The following is a 13,140-nucleotide window of genomic DNA, read 5'->3' as shown; positions in this document are numbered from 1 at the left end:
CGAAAGGAGCAGTGGACGACATAGGAGTGAGAATGCTGGCATAAGTAGCGAGAAGTGAGTGAGAATCTCACTGGCCGAAAACCTAAGGTTTCCTGAGGAAGGCTCGTCCGCTCAGGGTTAGTCGGGACCTAAGCCGAGGCCGAAAGGCGTAGGTGATGGACAATCGGTTGATATTCCGATACCACTATAAGCGTATGACCAATGGGGTGACGCAGGAGGATAAGATGTGCTAACTAATGGATGTTAGTCTAAGCACTTAGACAGTAAAGATAGGCAAATCCGTCTTTATAATGTTGAGGTGTTATGGGGAAGGCCCAAGTGGCTGAAGTATCTGATTCCACGCTGCCAAGAAAAGCCTCTAGGGAGCAAAGTAGTGCCCGTACCGCAAACCGACACAGGTAGGTGAGGAGAGAATCCTAAGGCCATCGGAAGAATTGCAGTTAAGGAACTCGGCAAATTGACTCCGTAACTTCGGGAGAAGGAGTGCCATAGAAATATGGTCGCAGAGAATAGGCCCAAGCAACTGTTTAGCAAAAACACAGGTCTCTGCTAAAGCGAAAGCTGATGTATAGGGGCTGACGCCTGCCCGGTGCTGGAAGGTTAAGGGGAACACTTAGTTTAGGCGAAGGTGTGAACTTAAGCCCCAGTAAACGGCGGCCGTAACTATAACGGTCCTAAGGTAGCGAAATTCCTTGTCAGGTAAGTTCTGACCCGCACGAATGGCGTAATGACTTGGGCACTGTCTCAACTGCAAATCCGGCGAAATTGTAGTGCCAGTGAAGATGCTGGCTACCCGCGATTGGACGGAAAGACCCCGTAGAGCTTTACTGCAATTTAGCATTGAGTTCCGGTATTGTCTGTACAGGATAGGTGGGAGGCTGAGAAATAGGATCGTCAGGTCCTGTGGAGCCACCCTTGGGATACCACCCTGACAGTACTGGGATTCTAACCGGGCACCATGAAGCTGGTGACGGGACATTGTTAGGTGGGCAGTTTGACTGGGGCGGTCGCCTCCAAAAAAGTAACGGAGGCGCCCAAAGGTTCCCTCAGAAGGGTCGGAAATCCTTCGAAGAGTGCAAAGGCAGAAGGGAGCCTGACTGCAAGACCAACAAGTCGAGCAGGGACGAAAGTCGGGCTTAGTGATCCGGTGGTACCTCGTGGGAGGGCCATCGCTCAACGGATAAAAGCTACCTCGGGGATAACAGGCTGATCTCCCCCAAGAGTCCACATCGACGGGGAGGTTTGGCACCTCGATGTCGGCTCGTCGCATCCTGGGGCTGAAGTAGGTCCCAAGGGTTGGGCTGTTCGCCCATTAAAGCGGCACGCGAGCTGGGTTCAGAACGTCGTGAGACAGTTCGGTCCCTATCCGTCGCGGGCGTAGGAAATTTGAGAGGAGCTGTCCTTAGTACGAGAGGACCGGGATGGACTGACCTCTGGTGCACCAGTTGTTCCGCCAGGAGCATAGCTGGGTAGCTAAGTCGGGAAGGGATAAACGCTGAAAGCATCTAAGCGTGAAGCCCCCCTCAAGATGAGATTTCCCATAACGTAAGTTAGTAAGACCCCTTGAAGAACACAAGGTAGATAGGTGAGAGGTGTAAGTGCAGCAATGTATTCAGCTGACTCATACTAATAGGTCGAGGACTTAATCAAAGAAAACAAAGATAGAAAAGAAAATCTGTGTGCAATTTTGAAAGAATAATTAAGTTCTTTCAAAGGAAACTCACTCACTGAAGTGAGGAGTACAGTTTTTCAGCTAAATCGAAGATTTAGGAAAAACTAAGCATCTGGTGATGATGCGTAATTTGGTAATACCCGTTTCCATTCCGAACACGAAGGTCAAGCAAATTACGGCTGATGGTACTGCAGGGGAGGCTCTGTGGGAGAGTAGGTGGTCGCCAGGTCAGGCATTCCGCGATAGCTCAACGGTGGAGCACTCGGCTGTTAACCGATAGGTTGAAGGTTCGAATCCTTTTCGCGGAGCCACTTTTTTTTTTGAAAAAATTAAATTTATTTAGATAAAAAGAGTGATACAATTTTGTATTACTCTTTTTTGTATAGTATGATTTTTATTATCACAAGTAAATTACTTCAAAGTCTATATCGGCTAAAGAAATCCTATCTCCACCTTTAATGGGAGTTCCCATGTAATTTTCTATCTTTAATCCATTAACTTTAGTTCCATTAGTACTATTTAAATCTTGGATAAAATATTTGCCTCTAAAATAATAAATTTTAGCATGGTGCCGGCTTACGTATTTAAAATCCGTAAAATAGGATGGATTTAAGTTTCCATCTCTACCTATGATACATCCAGCAGAAGGGATTTCTACTACAGATCTATCTTTTAAGTTTTTTAGAGCTAATTGTTGAATACCTGATAAATCCATATATTACCTCCTATAAGCAATGATACTTATAATTGTATTACAATTTATGATGAAAATAAATAGAAATCTTAATATTTTTAATGTAATTATATAAAATAAACTCTTGTTTCAGTTGAGCTTTAACTTCATTTTAAGGTTAGAAGCCATTATATAGTGGCGCTGACCTTTCAGTCTTCTATTAAAAAAAGGTACGACTGTTATAACAATTGACCATAAGATAAAAATGTCATCAATATTAATATATTTACTATTTATGTAAATTGTTATATTATAAGTTTATGGGGTAGGAGGAGAAGTAATGAAAAAAAATTTTGTTTTTATAATAATAGGCTTAATAAGTATAGTATATTACTTAGCTTTAAATTCTATAATGGGAAAAGTTGCATTTAGTGAAATATTTTTAATTATAGGGCTAGGATTGATAATTTATGAGATTTTAAATAAGAAATTTAAATTTAATAAAAGTAAAAAATATAAGAAACCTATGAAGATTTTAAAGATTCTTATGTTTATAGTTCTAATTGTTTTTATAGGTATTGAAGGAATTATTATAGGTTTTGGAGCAAATTCTGATAAGGGAACCTGTGATTATAATATAATATTGGGAGCTGGATTAAAGGGTGAAGAGATGACCTTAAGTTTGAAAGAAAGAATGAATAAAGCAATAGAGTATAATAAAAATACAAATAATTATATAGTAGTGACAGGGGGAAGAGGCCCAGGAGAAACTATACCAGAAGCTCTTGCTATGAAAAGATATTTAGTTCAAAATGGTATAGAAGAAAAAAGAGTGTTGATAGAGGATAATGCTAGAAATACAATGGAGAATTTTAAGTTTTCAAAAGAAATTATAGAAAAAAATAGTGGTAAAACAATTGATGAGATAAATATAAAAGTTATTACAAGCAATTATCATTGCTTTAGAAGTAGTATTTTAGCGAAAAGAAATGGTTATATTAAATTATCTTTTATAGGAAACAAGACAAATCCTTTGTTAGCACCAACTTACTACACCAGAGAGTTCTTTGGAATATTTAAATCTTTCATATTCGACAGGGTATGAAAATTTAAGATTAACTTATGAATATAATTACAAACTGTAACTCCTTTGTAATTGATAAGTTTCTATAATTTATTATAATAAATTATAGAAACTTAAGAGATAAAGTAAAATTGAGGTGAGGGAGTCACAATGAAAAAATATACGTACAATAAAAGACAAAAGCAAAAGAGAAGAAGATTTTTTACAGGAGTGTCTATATTAGTTTTAGTGACTATTTCAATAATAGGTGTTCAAGTAGTTTTAAATAAAAATAATGAACAAGCTAAGGCAGAAAATATAAAAGTCGCATCTGGAAAAGATGAGGATGAAGCTACAAAGAAAGAAGAGAAAAAGAAATCGCTTGTAGTAAAAGGAGCTAATGTTTCAGAAGAAGGTATGAAATATGCTGATTCTGGAGAGTTTGTAGAAACTGTTGTTAAGAATACTTATGAAAGAGATGGAAAAAAAGTAGCATATCTTACTTTTGATGATGGTCCATCAACAACAGTAACTCCTAAAATTTTGGATACTTTAAAAAATGAAAATGTAAAAGCTACATTTTTTATTGTCGGACAAGCTATAAATGATGACAGTAAAGGACTTTTAAAAAGAATAGTTGAAGAAGGTAATGCATTAGCAAATCATAGCTATACTCATGAATATAAGATATTATATCCAGGTAGAGTTATAGATGTAAATAAGGTTATGGAAGAATATCAAAAGACTAATGACAAGATACGTGAAACTATTGGACCAGAGTTTGATACAAAAGTATTTAGATTTCCAGGAGGACTTATGTCTTGGAAAGGGCAAGATCCTATCAAAGCTAAATTTAAAGAGAATGGAATACATTATATAGATTGGAATGCCTTAAATGGTGATGCAGAAGGCAAAAAGAGAACACCACAAGATCTTTTAGAAAGAGTAAAGACTACCACAAAAGATCATGAAAAAGTTGTCATTTTAATGCATGATACTTATAAAAAAGAAGCTACCGCAGAAGCGCTACCACAAGTAATACAGTATTTAAAATCTCAAGGATACGAATTTAGAACTATTAAATAGTACAAGTTATATAATTTAAAATTTTATTTTGTATATAATAAGAGAAGTATTTATACTTCTCTTATTATATATTAGGAAATATGATAATATAAAATGAGGTGAATTTAGGAGGTGTTAATTTATGAAAAAAATCCTAATCGTTGAAGATGAAGTAAGTATTAGAGGGTTTTTAAGAATAAATTTTCAAAGAAATGATTTTAAAGTAATAGAAGCTGGAAGCGGCGAGGAAGGTTTAAGACTTGCAATGATAGAAAAACCTGACATAGCAATTTTAGATGTAATGCTTCCCGGAATAAATGGATTTCAAGTATGTGAGGCATTAAGAAAGGATATGCCTGACATAGGAATAATAATGCTTACTGCAAAGGATCAGGATATGGATAAAATAATGGGCTTAGAATATGGAGCAGATGATTATGTGATAAAGCCATTTAATCCAGTTGAACTTATATTAAGGGCAAAGGCGTTACTTAGAAGAATTGAGGGGAATTTAGAAGATGAAGAAGATATAATAAATTTTCCTCCATTTAAACTTGATTTATATTCCCAAAAGCTCCTTAAGAATGATATAGAAATAGATATAACTCCAAAAGAATATATGATGTTTAGAATATTTATAGAGAACCCTGGAAAAGCATTTAGTAGAGATGAGCTACTAAACTTGGTATGGGGATATGATTTTGTAGGTGATCCTAAAATAGTAGATGTTAATATAAGAAGATTAAGAGCTAAAATTGAAGATGACTCATCTAATCCTAGATTTATAGAAACTGTATGGGGAACTGGCTATAGATGGAAAAAATAAAAATTAAAAAAGAAAAAGAAGTTAGCATAAGAAGTAAATTAGTTAGAAATTTTATGCTTGTAATAATCATAAGCATAGTTCTTTTGGAATTATTGACTACATTATTTATAAAGCAGTATTATTATCAAAATATAGAGGATTTACTTACTAATCAAGTTAAAATATCTTCGGACTTCTATAACAAATATTTTTCTAATGCGACTTTAGAGGAAAATATATTATCCAATGTTGATGTGTTTTGGAATCAAACAGATGCTCAAGTACAGGTTATGGATAAGAATGGAAAGCTCCTTCTTGATTCCATAGGTAGTGGAAATACAAAGACATTAACTGAAGATGTAAAAAAAGCTTTAAATGGAGAAAAAGGAGTATGGACAGGAAGAGTTTTATATAGTGATTCAAATGTGATGTCTGTTTCATATCCCTTAAAAAGATATGGTGAGATTGAAGGGGTTATACGCTTTATAACATCTCTTAGAGAAGTAGATAATGAAATAAAAAGTATAACATATGTGTTTTTAGCTATTGCTATTTTTGTAATGATTATGGGAGTACTTGTTAGCTTTATATTAGCTAAAAGTATAATAAATCCGATAAAATCTGTTACCAAAGTTGCTGAAAAGATGGCTGATGGCGATTTTACTGTAAAGAGCACAAAGCTTAGGAATGATGAAGTTGGAAAACTTTCAGATACTTTAAATTATATGGCATCAGAAATAGTTAAGAAGGATAGTTTGAAAAATGAATTTATTTCAAATGTATCACATGAACTTAGAACACCGTTAACATCTATAAAAGGCTGGGCCGTCACTTTAAAATATGATGATATAGATAAAGGTATGCTCAAGGATGGATTAGATATAATTGAAAATGAATGCGATAGATTAAGTTCTATGGTGGAGGAACTATTGAGCTTTTCAAAGCTTGTATCTGGGCATATGGATATAAAGAAATCATGGGAAAGCATTGAGGATATTGTACAGTATATTAGAAAGCATATGAGTCTTAGGGCAGATAGAGACGGAATACAATTTAATGTAGAAATAGAGAGTGATATTCCAAAACTATATATAGATAAAAATAGAATAAAGCAGGTATTGATAAATTTATTAGATAATAGCTTTAAGTTTACAGAACGTGGAGGAAAAGTCAACTTAAAAGTTTATCGTGATGGTTATAAACTTATAATAAAAGTACAAGATAATGGGTGCGGTATAGGAGAAGATGAACTACCTCATGTCAAAGAAAAGTTTTTTAAAGGTAAGAGTAGCAAATCACAAAATGGGATAGGATTAAGTATTTGTGATAAGCTTGTAGAAGTGCATAATGGAAAGTTAGATATAGAAAGTGAATTAGGAGTGGGAACATGTATAACTATAGAATTCCCTTTGTTAACTGATGAATAGGAGGAGAATATGAAAAAAAATATTTGTACATTTTTAATTGTGGTTTTAGTATCAGTATTTTTTTCAGGCTGCCTCAATGTAAAAAATGCAGATGTGAATAATAAAATAATTGCACCTAATAATGAGGATATTCCTATCAGAGGTACATGGGAAGTTAAAAATTTTAAGCCTATAAAAGAAAATTCTGATGAAGAAGATAAATATTTAGAAATTACTGCTCAATTCAGCAATGAATTTGCATCCTTTGGAAAGGACCTATATATACAACCTTATTATAAGGTTAAATATGTAAATATAAATGACTATGTAGTAAAGCAATATAAAATGGATTCTAATATTTTAGATTTAAAGAATACAGATAATATGAGCATTATACAAATAACATCAGGTGATAAAAGCATGTATGACATTATAAAAGTTAGCGATGAAGAAATAATAATGTGTGTACAGAATGGATTCCTTTATCTTAAAAAGACGTCAGATGAAACAGAAAAGCTTAAAGACGATTTAAATAGTACTAATAAATCTAAGCATGACGACAAAGACAATATAAGAAATGAAATTGATAAAAAAAAGATAAGTACATCTCTTCCAGAAAGCGGAGTGCTATTAGGATTAAAAAATAAAGATAGTAATGGTGATATATCTTATAGAACTTTATGGATATCTTATGATTCTTCTGGACTTAGACCATCATATGAAATAAATGGTCTTGTAATTCCTAGACAAAATGGTTTTTGGGATTTAGTTACATCACGTCATTATGATAATGGAGTTTATGTAGATACTATGACAGCTAAGTCATTAAACCGAGACTTGAAAGTTCCTAAGAATGATAACAACAACTCTGAAATTCCTATTAAAAAACAGAGAAACATAGCCAAGGAGATCCTTTTTGTTACTAACAACTATATAGCAATAGAGAATAGAATAACAGATGAAAATAATAATTTTCTAAATGGATACTATAGATTCTTGCCTATAGATAATTTAAATTATAGTACGGGCCTTAAAATTTCAGATGTACTTGGAGAAAGGGCAAGAGATATATTCATGGCTTCAGGTAAAAAAGCCATTGAAGAGACTTATGGAGTAGAATTTGATGAAAGTATGTTAAAGGAAAATAATTTTACTATAAAAAGAAAAAATGGCAATTGGAATGTAGTAGGAAAAGCTCAAGTAAGGGATGAAATAATGGACTTTAATGTAAATTTACTTTTGACTAAAGGTATATTAAATTATGATGATTTGTATATACCGTGGAATTTGATAAAATCTGCTATACCAGATGCTATAGATGCTTATACAGCTCCTAATAATAAATTTGCCTTAATTATAAATGAAGATAATATATCTGTATATAATATTAAAAATAATATGCTGCAACCATCACCATTGAGTAAAATAGATATAGATCCAGGTGAAGAAGTCATAATGGCTGAATGGGCAACTGGTTCCTTTATATATAAATGGGATGAAGACTTAAATATAAAATCTAGAAAACTATTGAAATAAAAAGTGAGGCTATGATAAGCAATATTAAAAAAATATAAATCCCGAACTCGAAAGGGTTCGGGATTTATTGTGAAATTAAAATTAGTTAATATATATTTTAGTTATTTTTTGTAATATTTTTCAAAGTAATTGCTTTTTATTATCTTATCAGCAAGGTCTAAGCCTTTTATAGCATGTTCTTTATCTTCTTTGCTGACATCACCTAAAACAGTTCTATTAGTAAGAACAGCGAAACTTTTCTTTGTATTTAAAAGATTTCTTCCCATAGCTGAGTTAATATATTTATTTTCATCTATACCCATTAAGTAAGCTAGAGTAGGCATAGTGTCTATTTGACCTCCAATGGTATCAAAAGTTTTTCCTGAATCAGAATTCTTATCGTAAATCATAAGAGGTATGTCCCAAGTTATATCCATCCATGATTGTTTAGGATTGTTTAAAGTCGCAAGTTTATCAGTGTAATATTTATGAATACCAGTATGATCTCCAGTTATAGCTATAACTGTATTATCAAGAAGGCCTTCTTGATCTAGAAGATCTACAAACATTCCTATTTGTTCATCTGTATAATGAATGCTTTGGAAATAGTCTCCTAATATATTATTTTCTATTTCATCAGGTAGTTTCATTTCACGATATTCTGCTGGTAAATCAAATGGTCCATGGCTTGTAAGAGTAACCATAAAGCTATAAAATGGTTCTTTTAAATCTGCAAGCTTTGGAACTATCTGTTTAAGATAAGTTCTATCACTTATTCCAAGTCCAATAGATTCATCATCATCAAAACTATAATAATCAATTAAATTATCAAAACCAACACCCTTTAGACCTTCCATCCAATTCCAGAAAGGACCCTTGTCAGGATGGATTGCTAAATTTTCATAACCTAATTCTTTTAAAAGCTTAGGCATAGAATTATAAGTTGTTACTGGATAACTAAAAAATGTACTTCCTTGTCTTAATGGGAATACTGATGCATTTACCATTAAATCAGAGTCAGAGCTTGTACCCTCATTAACCTGCTCTTTTATATGAGGGAAATATATACTGTTAGATAAAAGTTTGTTTAGATTAGGAGTAATTTCTTCACCATTAACCTTTTCTCCAATAACAAAACTTTCTAAAGATTCAACTTGAAGAACTACAAGATTCTTGCCAGCGAACTTTCCTTTGTATTCATTATCAGGAAGATTTTCGTTTTTGTAATTATACCACTCTTTAATTTCGTTAACTTCTTCAGCCTTTAAATCAAGAGGTTTAGAATCTCTATAAACCTGATAGGCATTAAATACATGATATCCTATAGGAGAAAAGTATACAGTTGTATCATTTGGATCATACATTCCATATATGTAGCTTTTAGAATGATCCTTCTTAAGCACGTTAGTTACAAAAGGAACATAGGCGATAAAGCCTACAGAAATAACAAACGTTAGTATAAACAGACTGACACTTCTTTTAGCTTCTTTATATACAGGTTTTAGTTTTATCCATAATAATATGAATAATATTATATCGATAAAGAGTAATATATCTAAAGGACTCATCATTGATAATGTAGAACTGGTCAGGTTGTCCAAGTTTGCTGTTTGTTTTACTATTATTAACGAAGGAACTGTTCTAAATCCTCTATAATACCATAAATCAACAGCTATTATAAGTGTTAAAAAGATGTCCATAATGAATAGGAATCTAAGTTTTCCTCTATTCTTAAATAAGAAATAGAATGAAAGGAAAGCCAATATAAAGGCTAAATAGTATTTGTAAAAATAGGTTCCTTCATTGTAGCCTAATGAAAAATTTAGAGAGTAAATATTTTCATTTAAAGTAAATCCTAAAAATATAAAGGATTTTAAAAGTAAGCCAACTGTCACTATAACAAATAGAATAGTTCTCATTATGAAAGTCTTATCTATAGTAGACACTTTATCTTTTGCAAACTGTTTTATATCCATATGCTTCACCCTTTTCTGTAGTTTTACCTCTAAATTATAGTACAATTGAGAATAAAATTCAAATAGAAAGATTTTGCTCTAAATTTAATTATTGAAAATATAAATAGATTCAACATTACCTATTCATAATTCAAATCTCAAAATTTATCCTATATGATATAATTAAATTATAAATAAAGTAGAGGTGGTATAGTGATGAAAATTATAGATTGTAAGGGTTTGAAGTGTCCAGCACCTGTTATAAATACTAAAAAATATTTTGATACAATAGAAGAGGGACAAGCTAAGGTTATAGTGGATAATGAAGTGGCTAAGAATAATATATGCAAACTTGCAGATAGCAATGGATTTACATATGAAGTTTTGGAGGATGGAGAATTTTTTAATATAACAATAACTAAAGAAAGTTGTGGCTGTGAAATCATGAATTTTGATAAAGAGACAGCAATCATCATTTCATCGGATAAGCTTGGTGGTGGGGATGAGAAACTAGGAGAAACTCTTATGAAGAGTTATTTATTTGCACTATCTGAAAGTTCAGAGCTTCCTACAAATTTAGTTTTCTTAAATGGAGGAGTAAAGCTTGTTATAGAAGGATCTCCTTGTATTGAAAGTATAGAAAAGATTTCTAAAGAAGGAGTAAACATATTAAGCTGCGGCACATGTTTGGATTTTTATGGAATTAAAGAAAAGCTTGCTATAGGTGAAATAACTAATATGTATACAATTGTAGAGATTATGAACAAGGCTCAGAATACTATAAAATTATAATAAGATATATTAAATAGCATCCTAAAATATTTAGGATGCTATTTTTAAAAAATCGCCATGAAAAATTTTCAAATTTAGTAGTAAAAGTGGGAACAACATAGTATAATAAGCTATATAATATAGCATATATATTTAAAAGAATATACTAAATAGGAGGATTAGTATGGCGTTTTTGGGAGAAAGCTGTATAGAGGATATAAATAGTGATTTAAGATATTTGAATCTTTTAGCAAATAGATATCCAACAATAAGCTCAGCTACAACAGAAATAATAAATCTTCAAGCAATATTAAATTTGCCAAAAGGAACAGAGCATTTTTTAACTGATATTCATGGTGAGTATGAGCCGTTTGTTCATGTTTTAAAGAATGCTTCAGGAGTTATAAAAAGAAAAATAAATGATGTATTTGGAAATTCACTTAGAAGCAGTGAAAAGAAGAGTTTAGCAACTTTAATATATTATCCAGAACAAAAATTAGAAATAGTTTTAAAAGAAGAAGAGAATATAGATGACTGGTATAGGATAACATTATATAGGCTTATAGCAATATGTAGACATGTATCATCTAAATACACTCGTTCTAAAGTGAGAAAAGCTCTCCCAACTGATTTTTCATATATAATTGAGGAATTGCTTCATGAGCAGCCTGGAAGAGAAGATAAAGAGGAATACTATGAAGAGATTATCCAGACAATAATAAGTATAGATAGAGCTAGGGAATTTATAATAGCTATATCAAAACTTATACAAAGACTTGTAATAGACAGGCTTCACATAATTGGTGACATATATGATAGAGGACCGGGAGCTCATATAATATTAGATACACTTATAAATTATCATAGTGTAGATATACAATGGGGAAATCATGATATATTATGGATGGGGGCTGCCGCTGGATCAGAAGTATGTATAGCTAATGTAATAAGAATATGTGCAAGATATGCAAACTTAGATACATTAGAAGATGGATATGGTATAAATATGCTTCCACTTGCAACATTTGCACTAGAGTGCTATAAAAAAGATCCTTGCAATAACTTTAAGCCTAAATTTGACTCGGAAAATGAATATAGTGTAACTGAACAGGAGCTTATAGCTAGAATGCACAAAGCTATAGCTATAATTCAGTTTAAACTTGAAGGTGAAGTTATAAAGAGAAGACCTGACTTCAATATGGATCATCGACTTTTACTAAATAAAATAAATTATGATGATGGAACTATAGAGTTAGATGGCAAAGTTTACAAACTAAATGATACAAGTTTTCCAACTATAGACAAGAAAAACCCATATAAACTTACAAAGGAAGAAAAGGAACTTATAGAAAAGCTTAAATCTTCATTTGTAAACAGCGAAAAACTTCAAAGACATATAAGATTCTTATTTACTGCGGGAAGTATATATCTTAAGTATAATTCGAATCTTATGTTCCATGGATGTATACCTTTAAATGAAGATGGAACCTTTAGAGAGGTTATAGTTAAGGGGAAAAAGTTTAAAGGTAAAGGTCTTTTGGATGAAGCAGAAAAAGTATGTAGGGAAGGTTATTTTTACGAAAATAATAAAGAAGCGAAACTTTATGGAATGGATTATATGTGGTATCAGTGGACAGGCCCTAATTCATCTTTATTTGGTAAGGACAGAATGACAACTTTTGAAAGGTATTTTATAGATGATAAAAATACTCACAAAGAAGCTAAAAATACCTACTATAAATTACGTGATGATGAGAATATGTGCAATAATGTTCTTAAGGAATTTGGGCTGGATGTGGAAAGTTCGCATATAATAAATGGGCATATTCCAGTTGAAAGAAAAAAAGGGGAAAGCCCAATAAAAGCTAATGGAAAACTTTTGGTTATAGATGGAGGATTTTCCAAAGCTTATCAAGGTAAAACTGGAATGGCAGGTTACACACTAATATATAATTCCTTTGGTCTGCAGCTCATAAGTCATGAACCATTTAAATCAACCGAATCTGCTATAAAAGAGGAAAGCGATATTCTTTCTAGTACCATGGTTTTAGAGAGAGTTGTGCAAAGGAAAAGAGTTGAAGATACTGATGTAGGTCAGGAATTGATGACTAGAATAAAAGACTTAAAAGTACTTCTATCAGCATATAGAAAAGGACTTATAAAAGAGAAAAAATAGAAAATAAAAAGGTATGAATATCTACTAGGAAATTCATAC

9 protein-coding genes, 1 tRNA gene and 2 rRNA genes (1 of these 12 only partly in view) are annotated in these 13,140 nt (G+C 32.1%); 10 read left to right on the top strand and 2 right to left on the bottom strand.

The features are described from left to right. From KQH81_RS12175 to KQH81_RS12165, 3 genes are all read left to right on the top strand, one after another. Positions 1-1,650 (top strand): 23S ribosomal RNA (locus tag KQH81_RS12175) (it extends 1,254 nt beyond the left edge of the window). Between the two features lie 133 nt (positions 1,651-1,783). Continuing rightward, positions 1,784-1,901, top strand: a 5S ribosomal RNA gene (gene rrf / locus KQH81_RS12170). A 7-nt stretch (positions 1,902-1,908) separates the two neighbouring features. Next, positions 1,909-1,983: transfer RNA gene (locus KQH81_RS12165), tRNA-Asn, on the top strand. 89 nt (positions 1,984-2,072) lie between these two features. Here KQH81_RS12165 and KQH81_RS12160 read toward each other — a convergent pair. After that, positions 2,073-2,387, bottom strand: a complete 315-nt coding sequence (locus KQH81_RS12160; RefSeq protein ID WP_051196330.1) for an FHA domain-containing protein — start codon at positions 2,385-2,387, stop codon at positions 2,073-2,075. 298 nt (positions 2,388-2,685) lie between these two features. On the opposite strand from KQH81_RS12160, the gene KQH81_RS12155 reads away from it, so the two are divergent. The 5 genes from KQH81_RS12155 to KQH81_RS12135 all read left to right on the top strand — a co-directional run bounded on the left by KQH81_RS12155 (position 2,686) and on the right by KQH81_RS12135 (position 8,220). Then, a complete protein-coding gene (locus tag KQH81_RS12155; protein WP_027639596.1) occupies positions 2,686-3,450 on the top strand; it encodes a YdcF family protein in 765 nt (254 codons plus the stop codon). Positions 3,451-3,579: 129 nt separating this feature from the next. Further along, positions 3,580-4,494 (top strand): polysaccharide deacetylase family protein, encoded by a 915-nt coding sequence (locus KQH81_RS12150; protein ID WP_027639595.1) that lies wholly within the window; start codon positions 3,580-3,582, stop codon positions 4,492-4,494. Between the two features lie 121 nt (positions 4,495-4,615). Continuing rightward, entirely contained in the window at positions 4,616-5,299 is a 684-nt protein-coding gene (locus KQH81_RS12145; RefSeq protein WP_027639594.1) for a response regulator transcription factor, read from the top strand. Further along, positions 5,287-6,705 (top strand): sensor histidine kinase, encoded by a 1,419-nt coding sequence (locus KQH81_RS12140; RefSeq protein ID WP_035771107.1) that lies wholly within the window; start codon positions 5,287-5,289, stop codon positions 6,703-6,705. The genes KQH81_RS12145 and KQH81_RS12140 overlap by 13 nt, the downstream gene beginning before the upstream one ends. A gap of 9 nt (positions 6,706-6,714) precedes the next feature. Further along, positions 6,715-8,220: a hypothetical protein gene (locus KQH81_RS12135; protein ID WP_027639592.1), complete on the top strand. Its 1,506-nt coding sequence runs from the start codon at positions 6,715-6,717 to the stop codon at positions 8,218-8,220. A gap of 101 nt (positions 8,221-8,321) precedes the next feature. Here KQH81_RS12135 and KQH81_RS12130 read toward each other — a convergent pair whose 3' ends face one another. Further along, positions 8,322-10,175, bottom strand: a complete 1,854-nt coding sequence (locus KQH81_RS12130) for an LTA synthase family protein (protein ID WP_230028332.1) — start codon at positions 10,173-10,175, stop codon at positions 8,322-8,324. Positions 10,176-10,367: 192 nt separating this feature from the next. On the opposite strand from KQH81_RS12130, the gene yedF reads away from it, so the two are divergent. Beyond that, positions 10,368-10,946, top strand: a complete 579-nt coding sequence (yedF, locus tag KQH81_RS12125) for a sulfurtransferase-like selenium metabolism protein YedF (RefSeq protein WP_027639590.1) — start codon at positions 10,368-10,370, stop codon at positions 10,944-10,946. A 163-nt stretch (positions 10,947-11,109) separates the two neighbouring features. Continuing rightward, positions 11,110-13,101 (top strand): fructose-bisphosphatase class III, encoded by a 1,992-nt coding sequence (locus tag KQH81_RS12120; RefSeq protein WP_027639589.1) that lies wholly within the window; start codon positions 11,110-11,112, stop codon positions 13,099-13,101. Positions 13,102-13,140 lie beyond the last annotated feature (39 nt).

Source organism: Clostridium cadaveris (assembly GCF_020911725.1).
GTDB classification, from domain to species: domain Bacteria; phylum Bacillota; class Clostridia; order Clostridiales; family Clostridiaceae; genus Clostridium_X; species Clostridium_X cadaveris.
Note: the sequence above shows the minus strand (reverse complement) of the source record. Positions and strands in the feature narration are given on the sequence as shown.